Origin of the sequence: Synechococcus sp. RSCCF101 (assembly GCF_008807075.1) — a bacterium.
Taxonomy (GTDB): domain Bacteria; phylum Cyanobacteriota; class Cyanobacteriia; order PCC-6307; family Cyanobiaceae; genus RSCCF101.
Map to the genome: position 1 here is coordinate 1,187,746 of NZ_CP035632.1, position 15,978 is coordinate 1,203,723.

The 15,978-nt window shown below is 66.8% G+C and carries 20 protein-coding genes and 1 tRNA gene; 9 read left to right on the forward strand and 12 right to left on the reverse strand.

The genetic code is table 11. The features are described 5' to 3' along the window. Positions 1-85: 85 nt before the first annotated feature. On the forward strand, positions 86-514 hold the full coding sequence (locus EVJ50_RS05875) for a hypothetical protein (RefSeq protein WP_150882889.1): 429 nt from the start codon (positions 86-88) through the stop codon (positions 512-514). Here the strand turns inward: EVJ50_RS05875 and EVJ50_RS05880 are convergent. Both EVJ50_RS05880 and EVJ50_RS05885 read right to left on the reverse strand, forming a co-directional pair. Further along, complete coding sequence (locus tag EVJ50_RS05880) at positions 477-1,271, reverse strand: 16S rRNA (uracil(1498)-N(3))-methyltransferase (protein ID WP_150882891.1); 795 nt, start codon at positions 1,269-1,271, stop codon at positions 477-479. The two genes, EVJ50_RS05875 and EVJ50_RS05880, sit on opposite strands and share 38 nt — an antisense overlap. After that, positions 1,264-1,725, reverse strand: a complete 462-nt coding sequence (locus EVJ50_RS05885; RefSeq protein WP_150882893.1) for a DUF3531 family protein — start codon at positions 1,723-1,725, stop codon at positions 1,264-1,266. The genes EVJ50_RS05880 and EVJ50_RS05885 overlap by 8 nt, the downstream gene beginning before the upstream one ends. A 42-nt stretch (positions 1,726-1,767) precedes the next feature. On the opposite strand from EVJ50_RS05885, the gene EVJ50_RS05890 reads away from it, so the two are divergent. After that, positions 1,768-2,412, forward strand: coding sequence for an ABC transporter ATP-binding protein (locus EVJ50_RS05890; protein WP_150882895.1), 645 nt, complete (start codon positions 1,768-1,770; stop codon positions 2,410-2,412). A 35-nt stretch (positions 2,413-2,447) separates the two neighbouring features. Continuing rightward, on the forward strand, positions 2,448-3,362 hold the full coding sequence (gene hslO, locus EVJ50_RS05895; protein WP_150882897.1) for an Hsp33 family molecular chaperone HslO: 915 nt from the start codon (positions 2,448-2,450) through the stop codon (positions 3,360-3,362). 28 nt (positions 3,363-3,390) lie between these two features. Here hslO and EVJ50_RS05900 read toward each other — a convergent pair whose 3' ends face one another. The 3 genes from EVJ50_RS05900 to EVJ50_RS05910 form a co-directional block, all read right to left on the reverse strand. Beyond that, positions 3,391-4,086, reverse strand: a complete 696-nt coding sequence (locus EVJ50_RS05900; protein WP_150882899.1) for a CPP1-like family protein — start codon at positions 4,084-4,086, stop codon at positions 3,391-3,393. 49 nt (positions 4,087-4,135) lie between these two features. Next, entirely contained in the window at positions 4,136-4,306 is a 171-nt protein-coding gene (locus EVJ50_RS05905) for a hypothetical protein (protein WP_370455613.1), read from the reverse strand. A 118-nt stretch (positions 4,307-4,424) separates the two neighbouring features. Continuing rightward, positions 4,425-6,047, reverse strand: coding sequence for a peptide chain release factor 3 (locus EVJ50_RS05910; RefSeq protein WP_150882903.1), 1,623 nt, complete (start codon positions 6,045-6,047; stop codon positions 4,425-4,427). Positions 6,048-6,156: 109 nt separating this feature from the next. Between EVJ50_RS05910 and EVJ50_RS05915 the strand changes: the two genes are divergently transcribed. Continuing rightward, complete coding sequence (locus EVJ50_RS05915; protein WP_150882905.1) at positions 6,157-7,863, forward strand: SulP family inorganic anion transporter; 1,707 nt, start codon at positions 6,157-6,159, stop codon at positions 7,861-7,863. Between the two features lie 33 nt (positions 7,864-7,896). Here the strand turns inward: EVJ50_RS05915 and siaD are convergent, their stop codons facing one another. From siaD to EVJ50_RS05935, 4 genes are read right to left on the reverse strand one after another with little or no spacing between them, the layout of a single operon-like run. Continuing rightward, positions 7,897-8,736 (reverse strand): biofilm regulation diguanylate cyclase SiaD, encoded by an 840-nt coding sequence (gene siaD, locus EVJ50_RS05920; protein WP_150882907.1) that lies wholly within the window; start codon positions 8,734-8,736, stop codon positions 7,897-7,899. Continuing rightward, positions 8,733-9,125 carry a biofilm regulation phosphoprotein SiaC gene (gene siaC / locus EVJ50_RS05925; protein WP_150882909.1) on the reverse strand — a complete coding sequence of 131 codons (393 nt, stop codon included), beginning with the start codon at positions 9,123-9,125 and terminating at the stop codon, positions 8,733-8,735. The genes siaD and siaC overlap by 4 nt, the downstream gene beginning before the upstream one ends. Before the next feature lie 10 nt (positions 9,126-9,135). Next, entirely contained in the window at positions 9,136-9,693 is a 558-nt protein-coding gene (locus EVJ50_RS05930; RefSeq protein ID WP_150882911.1) for a SiaB family protein kinase, read from the reverse strand. Next, positions 9,690-10,850, reverse strand: coding sequence for a SpoIIE family protein phosphatase (locus EVJ50_RS05935; RefSeq protein ID WP_150882913.1), 1,161 nt, complete (start codon positions 10,848-10,850; stop codon positions 9,690-9,692). Before EVJ50_RS05935 ends, EVJ50_RS05930 begins: the two co-directional genes overlap by 4 nt. A gap of 66 nt (positions 10,851-10,916) precedes the next feature. On the opposite strand from EVJ50_RS05935, the gene EVJ50_RS05940 reads away from it, so the two are divergent. Beyond that, positions 10,917-11,001, forward strand: a tRNA-Ser gene (locus EVJ50_RS05940). Positions 11,002-11,159: 158 nt separating this feature from the next. Next, the gene (locus tag EVJ50_RS05945) at positions 11,160-11,393 is read left to right on the forward strand and encodes a hypothetical protein (RefSeq protein WP_150882915.1); all 234 of its coding nucleotides are present in this window, start codon (positions 11,160-11,162) and stop codon (positions 11,391-11,393) included. Positions 11,394-11,405: 12 nt separating this feature from the next. Here EVJ50_RS05945 and EVJ50_RS05950 read toward each other — a convergent pair whose 3' ends face one another. Beyond that, a complete protein-coding gene (locus EVJ50_RS05950) occupies positions 11,406-12,449 on the reverse strand; it encodes an amino acid ABC transporter substrate-binding protein (RefSeq protein WP_150882917.1) in 1,044 nt (347 codons plus the stop codon). Then, positions 12,449-13,528 (reverse strand): hypothetical protein, encoded by a 1,080-nt coding sequence (locus EVJ50_RS05955; RefSeq protein ID WP_150882919.1) that lies wholly within the window; start codon positions 13,526-13,528, stop codon positions 12,449-12,451. Before EVJ50_RS05955 ends, EVJ50_RS05950 begins: the two co-directional genes overlap by 1 nt. A gap of 113 nt (positions 13,529-13,641) precedes the next feature. On the opposite strand from EVJ50_RS05955, the gene EVJ50_RS05960 reads away from it, so the two are divergent. The 3 genes from EVJ50_RS05960 to EVJ50_RS05970 all read left to right on the forward strand — a co-directional run bounded on the left by EVJ50_RS05960 (position 13,642) and on the right by EVJ50_RS05970 (position 14,882). After that, positions 13,642-13,785 (forward strand): chlorophyll a/b-binding protein, encoded by a 144-nt coding sequence (locus EVJ50_RS05960; protein WP_150882921.1) that lies wholly within the window; start codon positions 13,642-13,644, stop codon positions 13,783-13,785. A gap of 151 nt (positions 13,786-13,936) precedes the next feature. Continuing rightward, entirely contained in the window at positions 13,937-14,527 is a 591-nt protein-coding gene (locus EVJ50_RS05965; protein ID WP_150882923.1) for a thermonuclease family protein, read from the forward strand. A gap of 118 nt (positions 14,528-14,645) precedes the next feature. Beyond that, positions 14,646-14,882, forward strand: a complete 237-nt coding sequence (locus EVJ50_RS05970) for a hypothetical protein (protein WP_150882925.1) — start codon at positions 14,646-14,648, stop codon at positions 14,880-14,882. Positions 14,883-15,038: 156 nt separating this feature from the next. Here the strand turns inward: EVJ50_RS05970 and ppk2 are convergent, their stop codons facing one another. After that, positions 15,039-15,929, reverse strand: coding sequence for a polyphosphate kinase 2 (gene ppk2, locus EVJ50_RS05975; protein ID WP_370455634.1), 891 nt, complete (start codon positions 15,927-15,929; stop codon positions 15,039-15,041). Between the last annotated feature and the right edge of the window lie 49 nt (positions 15,930-15,978).

The following is a 15,978-nucleotide window of genomic DNA, read 5'->3' on the forward strand; positions in this document are numbered from 1 at the left end:
GCGGGGGATGTTTCGCAGCCCTAAGCCGGCAGGCCAGGACCGGATCCGACAGCGGATAATCATGGCTTCCGCTTCGCTCCGGCCCGTGGTCCTCCGCCGTCTCTTCCAGCGTCAGGGAGCCTTCTTCCTGAATCTCGAGGGCGGTGACACCCCCGATTCCAAGGCGGCCACCCCGAAAGCCACGGTGGTGTCCCCCACACGCGAGGAGACGACGCCGGAGCCGGAGGCACCCGCAGCTGAGCCGGCCGGGACCACCCCAGCTCCCGCTCCCCCGGCGGGCACAGCACCAACAGCAGCCGCACCGGCGGAGGTGGCCGCGCCCGCCGAGCCGGCCCCGATGACGACCGCCGAAGCCCTGCGCCTGGAGGCCATTGAGCGGCCCGAGCCGGTCTTGGCGACCTTCGCGCCGGAGTGTCTGGCCCCGTCCGCCGCTCTTCCCCGCCGGCGCCGCACCGGTGGAGCCAACCTCTCCGGCTTCAAGGCGATGGCGAAGGAGCTGGGCAAGGGGAGCTGAGGCCGTCCCGCCAGGTTGCCAACTGGGCCACTGCCGCCACGGCGGCGGTGGGCGTGCGCAGGATCTGATCGGACAGGCTCACCGGCAGCCAACCGGCGCCTTCTGCGCGAGCCTCCTCAGCCGGGCTCCAGCCTCCTTCGGGGCCCACCGCCAGCACCACCCGGACCAGACCATCGCCGGATCGCCGCCTCAGCACATCCATCAGGCCGTCGAGGCGCCGGCGGGTGGTGGCCAGCAGACGGAGCTCCCCTGCCGCGGGGGGCGTCTCGAACACACCGCACGCCGGCTCGATGCCTTCCAGAGCCGGACACCAGAGTCGTTCGCACTGTTCGCAGGCCTCGGCCACGATCAGCCGCCAGCGATCGCTGATGGCGCCTGGCGCAGCGACACTCCGCTCGGCCCGGAGCAGGGTGAGCCGGTCCAGCCCCAGCTCCACCACCATGCGGAGCCCCTCATCGAAGGAGCGCCGCGGAACGGCCAGGGCCAGTTCCAGCCCCGGTCGCGGCGGGGTGCCGGTCCGTCTGGGCTCGGAGAGCGACGGCTCCAGGGCCAGCGTCTCATCCGCGGCCAGCCGCGCCGACCAGAGATGGCCCGCTCCATCGACGACATCGCAGCGCTCGCCGCTGCGCAGACGCAGCACCTTGCGCAGGTAGTGGCGCTCCCGCTCCAGCAGGGTCACCACGCCGCCACCGGCATGCAGCCGATCCGGGGCGATCAGGAGTCGCCGGCGCTCCCGCCGACCGCGGCCGTCAGGCATCCGGGTCCGGGCCGGCGCTGAAGGTGAGGTCGGCGGGCTCCTCCACCGGCCAGTCCTCGTTCTCGCCTCCCACCAGCAGGGTCTGCAGCTGCACCACATCGGCATCGAGCTGCCGCAGGGCATTGATCAGCACATCGAGAGCCACGGCGTCACTGGTGCCGAAGTCCACCCAGACCCGCATCCATTCCCCGCGGTACTCGGGCTCGCTCATGCTGTGCATCAGTGCCGGCAGAGCCTGATCGGCCTGATCGTGGTTGTAGGCCATCCAGCTGAGGCTGTCGGCCACCTCCTGCACCTGCTGGTTGCCGGCGTTGAAGCCTCCGAGCTTGCCGAGCACGAACCAGCTGTCGAGCACGCCGTTGACGTAGGCCCGCTCTCCTCCCTGAGGGCTGCTGAGGAAGCGCAGCCAGAGCCAGCAGTTGAAGGGATCAACCTCCCGGAAATGAATGTCCATGGCCGCCCAGGATGGCGTTCCATCCAACACGGCCGCGGCACCATGCTCGAACTGGAGGGGATCCGCTATCGGGTGGCCGGAAGCCCCGCCGATCTTCTCGCCGGTGTGAACCTGGCGCTGCGGCCCGGCGTGCCGGCCCTGGTGGCGGGCCGCAGCGGCAGTGGCAAGACCACCCTGCTGGAGGTGATCAGCGGTCTGGCCCGTCCCACGGCCGGCAGCGTCCGCTGGAAGGGGGAGGTGGTCAGCGACCGTCAGCGGCGCTGGCTCTGCGGCCTGGTGTTTCAGTTTCCCGAACGCCATTTCCTCGGGCTCAGCGTGGGTCAGGAGCTGCGTCTCGGGCATCGCCGGGTGCCGGGCGAGCGGCTGGAGGCGGTCCTGGCCCGGGTGGGACTGGCGGGCCTGTCGCTGCAGCAGGCACCGGAGCGACTCAGCGGAGGCCAGCAGCGAAGGCTGGCGCTGGCGGTTCAGCTGCTGCGGGACCCTGGCGTGCTGCTGCTGGATGAGCCCACCGCGGGCCTCGACTGGTCGGTGCGCGGCGAGGTGCTGGAGCTGATCCGATCGGTGAGCAGCGATCGGGCTCTGCTGGTGGTCACCCATGAGCCCGATCTGTTCGAGGATCTCGTGGGCGAGCGCTGGCGGCTGGAGGCCGGTCATCTCGAGACGGCGCAGGCTCTCATCGCGCCCTAGACGCTCCGTACGATGCCGCCAGACAGGGTGCGGTGATGGCCGATCAGATCGTGAGGGCCACCGCCGCCGACGGTGGGATCCGGCTGGTGGCCGTCACGGTGACCGAGGCCACGCTCGAATGCCGCCGCCGCCACGGGCTCTCCTACCTGAACACGGCGCTGATGGGGCGCGCCATGGCGGCTGGCCTGCTGCTGGCCAGCTCGATGAAGGTGGCTCACGGACGGGTCAATCTGCGCCTGCGCTCGGATGGTCCGCTCAAGGGTCTGATGGTGGACGCCGGCCGCGACGGCACGGTGCGGGGCTATGTGGGCCGTCCCGACCTGGAGCTGGACCCGATCCCCGGCGGCGACGGCCATGGCGGTTTCGACTTCGCCGGCGCCGTCGGCACCGGATACCTCACCGTGATGCGGGATGTGGGGAAGGGTGAGCCCTACATGAGCACGGTGGAGCTGGTGAGCGGCGGCATCGGGGAGGACGTGGCCTCCTATCTGCTCCACTCGGAACAGACCCCGTCCGGTGTGTTCGTCGGCGAATCGATCGACAGCCGGGAGCTGCACATCTCCGGCGGCCTGCTGGTGCAGGTGCTGCCGAAGGCGGCCCGCGAACCGGCACTGGTGGCTCTTCTGGAGGAGCGCTGCCGTGAGATCGGCCACTTCAGCCGCAGGCTGCTGGATTGTCAGGGGAACCTGCGGCAGCTTCTGGAGGATGTGATGCCGGACCTGGATCCGAAATTGCTGGAGGAGGGTCAGGAGCGCGGCGATGTGCGCTTCTCCTGCCGCTGCAGCCGCCGGCGCAGCCTCGGTGCCCTGCAGCTCCTGGGCACGGCCGAATTGCGCAGCATGCTCGAGGAGGAGGGCGGCGCCGAGCTCACCTGCCAGTTCTGCCAGGAGGTCTACCGCGTCGGCGGCGACGAGCTGAGCCGGATGATCGACGAGCTGAGCGCGGCCTGAGTGAGGGCCGGATCGCCGGTTCGCTGAGTCAGGCGAGCAGCAGGGAGCCGAGCAGAAGCAGCAGCCAGGCGGGGAGAGCGCGCAGCGCCTCGGGGCCGAGGGGCATCACCGCCATGGAGGGAACGCCATCGCCGGCGGCGGCGACCGTGGCCAGAAGCTCTCCGAGGATCAGGCCACTGGAGAGGAGAACCACGCTCCAGCCCAGGGCGGGCAGAAGCCTGCGCTGGCGGCGCACCTGGGCCAGGACGCAGACCCCGGTGCTGAAGGCCAGCAGCAGGTCCGCCGGAGCGGAGGGAGAGGCCACGAGCACCAGCAGCACACCCACCTGGACAAGCAGCGGCACCCAGAGCTGGCGGCCGGCGGCCGGCTCGATCTGGGGCAGGAGCGATGTCTGGGGAAGGGAGAAGGAGGGAAGTCTGGGGAGTTGCCGCATGGGGCCGCCCGCAGCGGCCACGGGCCGGGCGGGCGTGGTCTCCTGCTGAGAGGCGGTTCGCGCCGCGGAGCTCACCTTGCCCTGCTGGCGCTCCTTGAGTCGCTCCATCAGCACGGCGTCGTAGGCCGCCTCGATCAGGGCCTGGGCCCTTGGATCGGAGCCGACATCGCGTAACCGGGCCTGCTTGGCAATCTGGACGGCCTCGAAGCTGGCGTCCTGACGGATGCCGAGCCGTTCATAGGGGTCCTGTGAACCGGCTCCATCGCGGGAAGGATCCGAGCCGGTGGTCATGGCGGAAGCGGGCGGGCCGATGATCTTGGGAGAGCGTATCGCTCCTGACTCAGAACAGGGGCTCGCTGCAGCGGAAACCGGCCTCCCGCTGCAGGCGCTGGCTCTGACGCTCCGCCTCGGCCTGCGGCAGCCAGGAGCGGCGCTTGAGCAGAGGCATCTGGGGCGGGAGATGGCTGCCCTCCCGCATCTCAACCCGGTCCGGTGCCGGGGCGAAGCTCACGAAGTCACACCCTCCGTCCTGCCGACGACGCACTAACCAGAAGGTCTCTGCCATGGAAGGCGGGCACCCACACATGAAGGAATGTCAAGTCTGACCGGCCCGACCCGCCACTGTGGCCTCAGAGGGCAATCGGCTCCACACCGCTGGCCACCGGAGCCACGCCACTGAGGCTGAGGTCCGGATGGTCCTCCTGCAGTTGCTGAAGGTTCCAGCTGTTCTTGAACAGCAGCACCGGTCGGTTCCAGGCGTCACTCACCGTCTTGCAGTTGAACAGCCGGCCCACGGCATCGAGGGCCGGCCAGCCCTCCTCCACCCAGCGGGCCAGGCTGAAGCCCAGGGGTTCAAGGCGAGTGGCCACGCCGTATTCGCTCTGCAGCCGATGCTGCACCACCTCCATCTGCAGCTGACCCACGGCCGCCAGGATCGGATCCCGCTTGCTCTGATCGGTGTCGTAGAGGATCTGAACGGCACCTTCCTCACGCAGCTCGTTCACCCCCTTGCGGAAGCTCTTGAACGCCGAGGGATTCGGATTGCGCAGCCAGGCGAAGAGCTCCGGACTGAAACAGGGAATGCCTTCGTATTCCACCTGCCGGCCGACGTAGAGCGTGTCGCCGATGGCGAACATGCCGGGGTTGTTGAGGCCGATCACGTCGCCGGGATAGGCATCATCCAGCACGGCGCGCTCCTGGCCGAACAGCTTCTGCGGCCTCGAGAGACGGATTGAACGACCGGTGCGGGCGTGGCGCACCGTCATGTCCTTCTCGAACCGGCCGCTGCAGACCCGCACGAAGGCGACACGGTCCCTGTGGCGCGGATCCATGTTGGCCTGCAACTTGAAGACGAAGCCGCTGAAATCGGGATGCTCGGGCGGCACCGGCCCCTCCCGGCTGGAGCGAGCCATCGGCCTCTGAGCCAGATCGAGGAAGGCATCGAGGAACGGCCGGACGCCGAAGTTCGTCATCGCCGACCCGAAGAAGACCGGCGTCAGCTCGCCGCGATGCACGGCATCCATCTCCAGCTCGGCACCGGCCTCCTCCAGCAGTTCCAGCTCCTCCAGGGCCCGGGAGAGCAGCTCCTCCTCGACAGCGCCGCTGCTGCGAACCTCCTCGAGGCTCAGCACCTGCTCGCGGGCCTGACGACCCCGTTCGGCCCGATCGAAGAGGATCACCCGATGGCCCTGCCGGTCGATCACGCCGCGGAACTCGTCGCCGCTGCCGATGGGCCAGTTCACCGCCCAGGGCACCAGCCCGAGCTCGGCTTCCAGTTCGTCGAGCAGTTCGAGCGGCTCGCGGCCGGGGCGGTCCATCTTGTTGATGAACGTGAAGATCGGGATGCGCCGCATCCGGCAGACCTCGAACAGTTTCCGGGTCTGGGGTTCCAGCCCCTTGGCGGCGTCCTCGAGCATCACGGCGTTGTCCGCCGCGGCCAGAGTGCGATAGGTGTCCTCGCTGAAGTCCTGGTGGCCCGGCGTGTCGAGCAGGTTGATCGTGGTGCTGCCGTAATCGAACTGCAGCACGGTGGAGGTGATCGAGATGCCGCGCTGCTTCTCCAGCTCCATCCAGTCGGAGGTGACGCGGCGCTGTTCGCCGCGGGCCTTCACCGCCCCGGCCTGCTGAATCGCTCCCCCGTAGAGCAGCAGCTTTTCCGTGAGCGTGGTCTTGCCGGCATCGGGGTGCGAAATGATCGCGAAATTGCGGCGACGCTCCACGGCCTCATGCAGGCTCTCGGGGGCAGCGGTCATCGATGAACGTGGTGATTCGCTCACCCTGCCAGACGGGCTGATGCGGCGCGGCCGTCCCGATCGCGGAGACTGATCGGCGCAGGGAACGGCCCATCGCCCCGGAACCGCCATGGAGCTGATTCACGGATTCCATCTGCGCAACCTGCGCGGTGATCTGCTCGGCGGGCTCACCGCCGCTGTGGTGGCTCTGCCGCTCTCGCTCGCCTTCGGTAACGCCGCCCTGGGGCCCGGAGGGGCCATCTACGGGCTGTACGGCGCCGTGGTGGTGGGATTCGTGGCGGCCCTGCTGGGCGGAACCCCCGCCCAGGTCAGCGGCCCCACCGGACCGATGAGCGTCACGGTGGCCGGCGTGGTCTCCAGCCTGGCTGCGGTGGGGGTCTCGCGGGAACTCGCCGCGGGGGAGATCCTGCCCCTGGTGATGGCGGCGGTGGTTCTCGGCGGACTGGTGCAGGTGCTCTTCGGTGTGCTGCGCCTGGGCCGCTACATCACGCTCGTGCCCTATTCGGTGGTGTCGGGATTCATGTCGGGCATCGGGGTGATCATCCTGGTGCTCCAGATCGGCCCTTTTCTCGGCATCAGCACCCGCGGCGGCGTGGTCGAGTCGCTGCGGACGCTGGCGCTGTCGTTTCAGCCCAATGGCGCCGCCTTGGCGGTGGGGCTGATGACCCTGGCGATCGTGTTTCTCAGCCCACGCCGGATCACCCGCTGGCTGCCATCGCCTCTGCTGGCGCTGCTGATCGTCAGTCCCCTGTCGCTGCTGCTGTTCGCCGATGCGCGGCTGGAGGCCATGAATCTGGCTCCTCTGGCCCGGATCGGAGCGATTCCGGAGGGTGGCCTGCGCATCACCCTGCCGGCCTGGGGCCAGCACTGGCCGGACCTGATGCGTGCCGGTCTGGTGCTGGCCGTGCTCGGGTCGATCGACTCCCTGCTCACCTCCCTGGTGGCCGACAACATCAGTCAGACCCGCCACGACTCCGACCGGGAACTGATCGGCCAGGGCCTGGCCAACAGCTGCGCCGGCCTGCTCAGCGGACTTCCCGGTGCGGGAGCGACCATGCGCACCGTGATCAACATCAAGTCGGGCGGGAGCACGCCGCTCTCCGGCATGGTCCACTCCCTTGTGCTGCTGGTGGTGCTGCTGGGTGCCGGGCCGCTCGCCGCCACGATTCCCACCGCTCTGCTGGCGGGAATCCTGATCAAGGTGGGGATCGACATCATCGACTGGGGCTTTCTGCTGCGGGCCCACCGGCTCTCGATGAAGACAGCGGTGGTGATGTACGGAGTGCTGCTGATGACGGTGTTCTGGGACCTGATCTGGGGTGTGCTGGTGGGTGTGTTCGTGGCGAATCTGCTCACGATCGAATCGCTCACCGAAACCCAGCTGGAAGGGATGGCCGCCGACAATCCGGGCGGCAAGGGGTCGCAGCCGCCGCCGGCATCCATGACCCTGCCCGCCGAGGAGCAGGAGCTCCTGGAGCAGTGCGGCAACGACGTGATGCTCTTCCGCCTGCGCGGCCCCCTGAGCTTCGGGGCCGCACGGGGCATCAGTGAGCGGATGGCCCTGGTGCGCAGCTACCGCGTTCTGATCCTGGATGTCAGTGAGGTGCCGCGTCTGGGGGTCACCGCCACGCTGGCAATCGAACGCATGGTGGAGATGGCGCGCAGCCAGGGGCGCTCTGCCTACGTGGCCGGAGCGGGCGGCAAGGTGCGGGAACGGCTGGAGCGGTTCGGGGTGCACGGAATCCTCGCCAGCCGGTTGTCAGCGCTGGAGGCCGCCCACTCCGATCTGACCAAGGTCTCCGCCGGGCCCTCCTGAAGCCCCTGTCAGGGCGATTCGCCGATGCCGGGCTCAGCTGTCGACGGAAGCGGCCAGAACGATCCGGTCGCGTCCCTCGTGCTTGGCCCGGTAGAGGGCTTCATCGGCGCGGTGGATCGTGTCGCTGTAGCGCTCCCCGATCCGATGCTCGGCCAGTCCGATGCTGACGGTGCACTGAATCACAACCTCGTTGCAGCTGGTCTGCATCAGGCGGATCTGCTGGAGGACGCGTTCGGCTCCGTGGATGGCCAGTGACTGCGGGGAGCCGGCAAAGAGGATCAGGAACTCCTCACCACCCCAGCGTCCGCAGAGGTCGTAGTCACGCAGCTTGGCTTCCAGCGTTCTGGCGAGATTCACCAGGACGGCATCACCGGCATCGTGACCGTGGGCGTCATTGATGGACTTGAAGAAGTCGACATCCAGGATGGCAATACAATAGGCCGATCCGGTGCGGGCGCTCCGCTCATCCTCCGCCTGGCAGCGTTCGTTCATCATCCGGCGGTTGCACAGGTTGGTCAGAGGGTCCCGGGTTGAGGCCACTTCAAGGGCCTCATTGAGGTCCTTGAGCATGGACTGGTAGCGATCCGAAATGCGAGTGACTTTCTCGATCTGCCGCTCCAGCCGCTCAAAGCGCTGATCAACGCTGCGACGTTCGGAGAAGGGTCGATTGCTGTTGCGGCGTTCCGGAGCACCGGTCGCACGCTCCAGACGGTCGATCTTGTCGACGTGATCGTTCCAGAGGCTCTCGAGCGCCTGATGCAGGGGGTGATTGCGATAAGCAGGATCCTCGAGGAGGGACTGAATCGTCTTCTCGAGCTCGGCCTGGCAGGCGGATGGCGCTGGCAGCGAGGGGAGGTCGGGGGCCGGGGTCACGGCTGCTCCGCTGTGATCACGAAGGGGAAGGTGTAGTCCTCCTTGAACTCTTCGCCAAGCTCGGCAGCGCGAGGATTGCGATGGTCGTAGTACCAGCGCACACTCACATCCCGCCCGGTGGAAAAGGAGTCCTCAAGCGCATCAAAGACATCTATCATTGCCCGAATGCTGCTGGTGTTCAGATAGGTGAGGGAGAGAACCAACGCAAGAGGAGCCGATGAGCTTGAGAGATAGAGCTCAGTCCACTCGATCAGATCGTCGAACAGTTCGAAGGTGTTCTCTGGATACGATTCACCCTCGATGCGAAGCAACCCCTCCTGCCAGACCGCATGAATCAACGGCGTGCAGGATGTGGGTTCAACGCGGAGATCACTGCCTTGCGTCACCATCGACCTCATCTCAGATCACCGCCCGCACAGCCAGGAACGCAAGACCATCCGGCACCAGCTGCTCATCCATGTAGGCCTGAACCGGCTGACGCACCGTCCGGGCCACCTGCAGCAGCCCCAGACCCGCACCGGAGGTGGCCCCATCCACGCGGGGGCGGCGCAGCTGCTTTTTGTAGCGCTGTTTGAGCGCCGCGGCGTCCAGGTCGTGCAGCTCGGAGATGCGACGGATCACATCCCGGCCATCCTCGGGATGGACCCAGTTGCCGGCGGTGATGCTGATGGAGCCGGCATCGGTCTCACTGATCACAACCGTGGCTGAGGATTGCACGTCACTGAGCTCATGCGTACGGGCGTAGTGACTGATGTTCTGACAGAACTCGATGTAGACACTGAACACATCGACAGCTGTGGAGGCGTGGGGCTGAACCGACTCGATATGCCGCTTGAGCGCAAGACCCATCTCACCGATGAGATTGCTTGAGATCAACCCATTGAAGCACATCAGGATCCGATGGTCATTGAAGGTCTGCCGCAACCTGCCCAGGCTCAGAAGTGCGTCCTCACTCATGCGATCACAGCCTCATCGAAGCGGAAGCAGAGGATGGTCACATCGTCGCGCTGCTGATGATCACCCCGGAAGTGGTCAAAGGTGGTTGCCAGCACATCCTTCTGCCGGTGAATCGGCAGAGCGGAGTTGCGCTGAATCCAGTCCTGGAAGCGATCAGTGCCGAAGCCGAAGCCATCGCTGCCTCCGGCCTGATCAAGGATGCCATCGGTGGTGAGGTAGTAGGTCGTTCCGGGCCGCAGCACCACATCATGATCGCTGTACTGGCCCTGTCGCTTCTGCCAGAGCGAACGCTTGTCGCCTCGGATCATGCCCACACGGCTGCCATCGCTCCAGAACAGATGAATGTGAGCACCGCTGAAGCGGAGCAGCGATCGATCGAAGTCGAGCATGACAAGGCCAAGGTCCATACCCGTCGCCAGGGCCCTGGATTCGTGGGCTTCACGGAACAGGGGCCGCATGAGCTGGTCCACGGTGTCCATCAGAACGGCCGGTGAAGCGATCCCGACCTGATGAACGGCCCGGTCCAGACTGGAGCGGGCCAGCATGGTCATCATGGCCCCGGCGACACCATGGCCGGCACAGTCGGCCACGCCGGCGAGGCAGCGGGAGCCTTCACGATGGAAGAGATAACAATCACCTCCCACACCGTCGCGTGGTTTCCAGATGACGAAATAATTGTCGGCGAACGTCTGCTGGAGCTGGGAGTCCGGCAGAATCGTTCGCTGGAGCAGGGAGGCGTAGCGGATGGAGGCGCCGATCTGATTCTGAGCGGCGCGAAGTTCAACGTTGTAGTCGTTGAGCTTGCCGGTGTAGCTGCTGATCGTCTCGAGGACGGAATTGAAGCCACGGGCCACAGCCGAGACCTCATCACTGCCACGCACGGTCAGTCGGGAGCTGAAGTCGCCGGATTCGATCTGCAGGGCTTCACGGGAGAGCACGCTCAGTGGGCCGAGCACCCGGGTGTAGATCAACCGGTAGGACAGCAGGGACAGCAGGACCAGGAAGAAGCTCAGCAGACCCGCAACCGGCAAGAGTTCCTGGCTGCGCCAGGGGCTGGCCACAAGCGCCTGGACAACGACGAACAGATAAATCAGAACGATCCCATTGCACACCGCCAGCAGGGTGAACAGCTTCTGAATCGTGAGCCGACGGGTCATGCTCAGCGCCTGACTCTCTCAGGCTAGGGATTCCCCAGTGGGCTGACCATGGCAGAATCCGCTCAGGGAGGGGTGGTCGAGTGGTTGATGGCTCTGGTCTTGAAAACCAGCGAGGTGCAAGCCTCCGTGGGTTCGAATCCCACCCCCTCCGCTTCTATTCTCCGATGCACGGCTGAAGCCGCCCGGTCAGGCCACAGCAGCTGAGGCTCTCCGTCACGTCAGCAGGCACTGACGCCGAGCGTTCGCTGGGCGTCGCCGATGTGCCGCATGAGTGGATTTTCCTATCATCTGCCTGTCATCGTTCAGCGCATGGTTCCTGGAGACATCGCCCGCGTGCGCCTTGGAGAGGGTCACACCCGTCCGGTTCGCCGTTGCCTGGACGGAAAGCAGGCGCGGATCATCTCCATGGAGGGTGATCTGCTCAAGGTCTCCCTCCTACACGACGCGTCCCGCACGTTCAGTGTGCGCAGCAGTGAAGTGGAGGCCCTTGAGTCCCCCGTGGAGCTTTCGAGCGAGCGGCACGCCGAGCCCATCGCACCCTGACGACCGCACAGCTCAGCAGAGCTCGCTCAGCACCGGCCGGTCGCACAGCTGCTCCCCGCTGGTCAGCGGTCCCAGATCGTCCCAGGGCACGATCCACACATCGTCCGGCACATCCTCCAGGAGCGCATCCACACCCGGGTTGGGCAGTTCAACGATGCGGCGCTCGCGCAGGTTCAGTCGCCGCCGCAACCAGGGCCTGACCATGGCCTTCTCCAGCAGAGCCTGGTAACGACCGTCGGCGATCGCCCGCCTCAGACCCTCATCCAGGGCGCTCGCGAGCTCGTCCTGACTGGGATGGACGTAGAACATCATCGCGAAGGGATACGCCAGCAACAGGTGGTCGTCCAGCTCGACCCGGGGGTAGCGGCGTTCCACGACGAGGTGATCGGTGCCGAGCTCCGGCAGACCGCGGGGGATCATGTCGATCCGGTTCTCGTTGAGCAGCTCGAACAGGAGATCGGGTTCCACTTCAAACGTGCGCAGGCCGGCAGCCGCCATCAGCCGGGCATCGCTCCAGCCGGTCCCCTGGGCCACAACCAGTCCCTGCAGATCCTCCAGCAGTCGGCTGGAGGCCAGTCGATCACGCCTGGAGCGGTTGACCCAGAGCCCACGCAGTCCCAGCAGCCCGCCGAGAACGGGCACCGGCACCGGCCTCAGGCGACGGTGCAGCTCAGGGCCCGCGCCGAAGAAGCCCACAGTGAGTCCGGCGGGATTATCGCTGCTCACATCGGGCGAGGCAGCGAGGCGCTGCACCGCCATCTCCTGATTGCCGGGCAGGCGTGCGTAACCCATCACAAAGGGTCGGCCGCTGGCCTCCAGTGCCAGGCGCAGCACCCGATAGGGCAGGGCATCCGGTGTGCTGGAGGCCGTTCTGGGCACCACGACCCGCAGGGTTCCCGGCGGAACGTTGGCCAGCTCATCCACCGTGAGTTCATCGTCATCACGGATGGTCGGGCGCTCGCGGATGCGATCTTCGATCCGGGCCCACCCCACCGCGAGGATGGCGACCGAGGCCAGCAGGGCGCCGGCGGCCCAGATGCGCGAGCGCCAGCCCATCAGCCGCTCACCACCCCGCGGGGGATCAGGGCGTAGATGGCGCTCATGGTGAGCAGCAGGTAGCTGGGCAGCACGGCGGACTGGAGCAGGGAGCGCCACCGTCTCGGCCAGCCCTCCATCTGGTGATCGATGATCTCATCGGCACCGATCACATAGAGGATGCCCACCAGGATCACCAGCTGCAGCTGGCCAATGAACCCGGCCATCGCATCCACAGGCAGGATGCCGGCCAGGAAGACGTAGTTGCCCGCCGCGGAGACCACTGCCGCCAGGATCAGATCGTCCCGGGTGCGATGAATCACGAGTGCCAGCACGCAGAGGCCGATCGCCAGCATGTAGCCGAGAAAATCCGGCACCAGATAGAGCGAGGCTCGTCTGGAGATCTCCAGCGTGCTCGTCACCGCCTCGGCCCGCCCGGGCGAGCCGACCTCCAGGCGCGGGTCGCCCAGGTTGCTGAGGGTCTGAAGCCGGTTCAGGCTGATGCCGCTCTCCCCGAGCTGCCAGCCATAGAGATAGAGGGTGGGACTGACACCGCTGTTGGCCGTGTCGACCTCCAGTGCGGGGCTTCGGCGCAACGGGTTGGCATAACCCACCTGCAGGTTGAGGAGATGGCTGTCGAAGGGATAGCTGTCGAGGCGCCAGCGATGCACGAAGCGCCCGTGGACCGTGTACAGCGACCAGATCCGCGATCCGATGCGCTCCCGGCTGAGCCGTTCGAAGCGGTCCAGATCTGCATTGAAGATGCTGTTGAGCACCGTCAGGTCGTCGCTGGGGTTCTCGGCCTCATCGCCGGGCCAGAGGGTCCAGAGATACAGCTGAGCGTTGAAGGAGGCGTTGTGGAGATCGATCCCGTCCAGCTGGGTGAGGTACATCCCCACCCGCAGGGTGTCCGGGAGAAGCGGCGCCTGATCGATGGTGGCCGGCAGCCCCGGCATCGGATCATCCGAGGCGAAGGGAACAGCGGCTGGGGCGGGAACGGCCCGCATGCCGGGACCGGCCAGCAGAGCCAGCAGCGTGATCACCACGATGAGGGCCCGTCCCCGCTTCCAGCCAGGTCTGCCGTGGGTCCGACGCGCCATCAACGCAGCCAGGGGGGAACGGCGCTCAGGACAAGGAATGCCATCACCGGAACGCGGGCGCAACACTTCTCAAGGTTTCCGTTACAGTTTGAGAAGTCGACCACTTCAACTCCATGTCCGACTCCACCTCCCGCTTCGGATTCGTCGCCTTCGCCGAAACCTGGAACGGCCGCATGGCCATGATGGGCTTCGTGATCGGTCTGGCCACCGAACTGCTCACCGGTCAGGGCATCCTCTCCCAGATCGGCCTCGGCTGAGTCGACGTCCCTGAAAGGGGTCGTCCAGACGCCCCTCGTCAAAGACCCCATGCCGACGAGCCGTTCGCCGGCATGGGGTCTTTCAGTGCATTGGCCCGCAACCCTGTCGTGATGCGATGAACCCGGCACCTGGCATCTGGCCTCTGCTTCAATGCCGGACCCGAGCCTGAGGCCTGTGGCCATGCGAGGCGACCACCCCACCCGACTGCGGCACTGCCCGCCCCTGATCCTCTGGGGCCTGCTGGGCGCGACTCTGGCCATGGCTGCTTCAGGAGCCCGTCTCGTTGCTGGCGAACGTCCCCGCCAGGAGGGCACGGTGCTGGCCGTTCAGGATGGCCAGGAGCTTCTGGTCCGCTTCGACAACGAGGCCGACAGCGTGCGCCTTGCCTGTCTCCAGGCACCCCGGCCGGAGCAGCAGCCCCACGCCGGCGACGCCCAAAGAGCTCTGGAGGAGCTGGTCGGAGCGGGAGACTCGGTGTCGCTGGAGCTGCGGGGACGCGACGTGTACGGTCGCACGGTTGCGGTCGTGCGGCTGGGCCAGCAGGACCTGGGAGCCCAGCTGGTGGCCGGGGGCATGGTCTTCGCCCATGACGGCTACGTGGGCCGTTGCGATGATCTGGGCTATCCCGCTCTGCAGAACGAGGCCAGGAAGGCGGGCCGCGGCTTCTGGCGGAGCCATCCGGAGGGCATCGCGCGTCCCTGGAACCTGATCGAGCAGCAGGGCGGCAACCAGCTGCCGTAAGCAGGGCCGCGTCCTGAACGATCCGCCACCCCGAACCCGCCAAACCGCAGCAACGCCGACAGCTCGGATCGGCCCGGGCCGGTTGAGATGGAGCGTCATTGCCACACGCGAAGCAACGGTGCCTTACGAACCCGGGACCTCCGACTGCCGGCTGCTGATCGAATCCAAGAGCAGCATTGAAGCCACCCTGATGCGGCTCTCCCAGCTGGAGGGCACCGATCACATCCGCCGCCAGCTGGTGTCCGTGTACAACCAGCTGGAGGGGCTCCACGATCTCAAGCGAGCCCAGCGCAACCCACCCACGGAATCCGACGGCCCATGCCCTTCCGAAATGATCAGCGCCCTGCCTGGCTGAACTGGGCCTTCCTGGCCATGTTTCTCTGGAGCAGCTGGCAACTGGCCGGGTTCTGGCTGCAGCGTCTTCACGGCAGCTCCCTGATGGGATGACATGCAGGGGATGCCCCCCGGCGGCGCTCAGGCAGGCGCGCCGGGTCAGGGCTGCCCCGGCAGATCAGACATAGGGATAGGCGTTCGGCACATAGAACTGTTCGTTGATGGGAGGCCGCACGTAATCGCCCTGCTCGGCCCTCGGCGGCAGCTCGATCGCCGGCGGGGTCATGTCGTCGTAGGGGACCTTGCTGAGCACGTGGCGGATGCAGTTGAGGCGGGCGCGGCGCTTGTCGTTCGCCTCCACCGTGAACCAAGGCGCTTCGGGGATGTTGGTGCGGGCGAACATCTCATCCTTGGCTCGGGAGAACTCCACCCAGCGGTTGCGGGATTCCAGATCCATCGGGCTCAGCTTCCAGCGCCGCGTCGGGTCCTCGATGCGCGACCGGAAGCGGGCCTCCTGCTCCTCGTCGCTGACGGAGAACCAGTACTTGAGCACCATGATGCCGCTGCGCACGAGCATGCGTTCGAATTCGGGGCACGACTGCATGAACAGCTGCACATCCGCCTCCGAGCAGAAGCCCATCACCCGCTCCACACCGGCGCGGTTGTACCAGCTCCGGTCGAACACCACGATCTCCCCCGCTGAGGGGAAGTGCTGCACGTAGCGCTGGAAGTACCACTGGCTGGATTCCTGATCCGAAGGCTTGGAGAGGGCCACCACCCTGCAGCCGCGGGGATTCATGGGCTCGGTGAGGCGCTTGATCGTTCCGCCCTTGCCGGCGGCGTCACGGCCCTCGAAGAGCACGATGAGGCGGAATCCGGTGGCCTTCACCCAGTACTGCATCTTGACCAGCTCGGTCTGCAGCCGCGCCAGATCGTGCTCATAGACCTTGCGGCTGAGGCGTTTGCCGGCCTTCGAGCCCGGGGCCTCCACCAGATCCTCGAGCAGCTCGGAGGGGCGGAACACATCCACACCGTTGCCCTGCACCGCGGCCAGCACATCGCTGGGCACCTTGTAGGCCGGATGCTTGCCATGACCGCTTCCCCGGCGCCGGTGCTTG

Excerpts from the sequence above, each read along its gene's own strand:
- EVJ50_RS05910 (WP_150882903.1), bottom strand. The coding sequence starts at position 6,047 with ATGACCGCTGCCCCCGAGAGCCTGCATGAGGCCGTGGAGCGTCGCCGC.
- EVJ50_RS05880 (WP_150882891.1), bottom strand. The coding sequence starts at position 1,271 with ATGCCTGACGGCCGCGGTCGGCGGGAGCGCCGGCGACTCCTGATCGCC.
- EVJ50_RS05960 (WP_150882921.1), top strand. The coding sequence starts at position 13,642 with ATGTCCGACTCCACCTCCCGCTTCGGATTCGTCGCCTTCGCCGAAACC.
- EVJ50_RS05890 (WP_150882895.1), top strand. The coding sequence starts at position 1,768 with ATGCTCGAACTGGAGGGGATCCGCTATCGGGTGGCCGGAAGCCCCGCC.
- EVJ50_RS05915 (WP_150882905.1), top strand. The coding sequence starts at position 6,157 with ATGGAGCTGATTCACGGATTCCATCTGCGCAACCTGCGCGGTGATCTG.
- EVJ50_RS05900 (WP_150882899.1), bottom strand. The coding sequence starts at position 4,086 with ATGACCACCGGCTCGGATCCTTCCCGCGATGGAGCCGGTTCACAGGAC.
- EVJ50_RS05955 (WP_150882919.1), bottom strand. The coding sequence starts at position 13,528 with ATGGCGCGTCGGACCCACGGCAGACCTGGCTGGAAGCGGGGACGGGCC.
- EVJ50_RS05935 (WP_150882913.1), bottom strand. The coding sequence starts at position 10,850 with ATGACCCGTCGGCTCACGATTCAGAAGCTGTTCACCCTGCTGGCGGTG.
- hslO (WP_150882897.1), top strand. The coding sequence starts at position 2,448 with ATGGCCGATCAGATCGTGAGGGCCACCGCCGCCGACGGTGGGATCCGG.
- EVJ50_RS05965 (WP_150882923.1), top strand. The coding sequence starts at position 13,937 with ATGCCGGACCCGAGCCTGAGGCCTGTGGCCATGCGAGGCGACCACCCC.
- siaC (WP_150882909.1), bottom strand. The coding sequence starts at position 9,125 with ATGGTGACGCAAGGCAGTGATCTCCGCGTTGAACCCACATCCTGCACG.
- EVJ50_RS05885 (WP_150882893.1), bottom strand. The coding sequence starts at position 1,725 with ATGGACATTCATTTCCGGGAGGTTGATCCCTTCAACTGCTGGCTCTGG.
- EVJ50_RS05945 (WP_150882915.1), top strand. The coding sequence starts at position 11,160 with ATGGTTCCTGGAGACATCGCCCGCGTGCGCCTTGGAGAGGGTCACACC.
- EVJ50_RS05930 (WP_150882911.1), bottom strand. The coding sequence starts at position 9,693 with ATGAGTGAGGACGCACTTCTGAGCCTGGGCAGGTTGCGGCAGACCTTC.
- EVJ50_RS05950 (WP_150882917.1), bottom strand. The coding sequence starts at position 12,449 with ATGGGCTGGCGCTCGCGCATCTGGGCCGCCGGCGCCCTGCTGGCCTCG.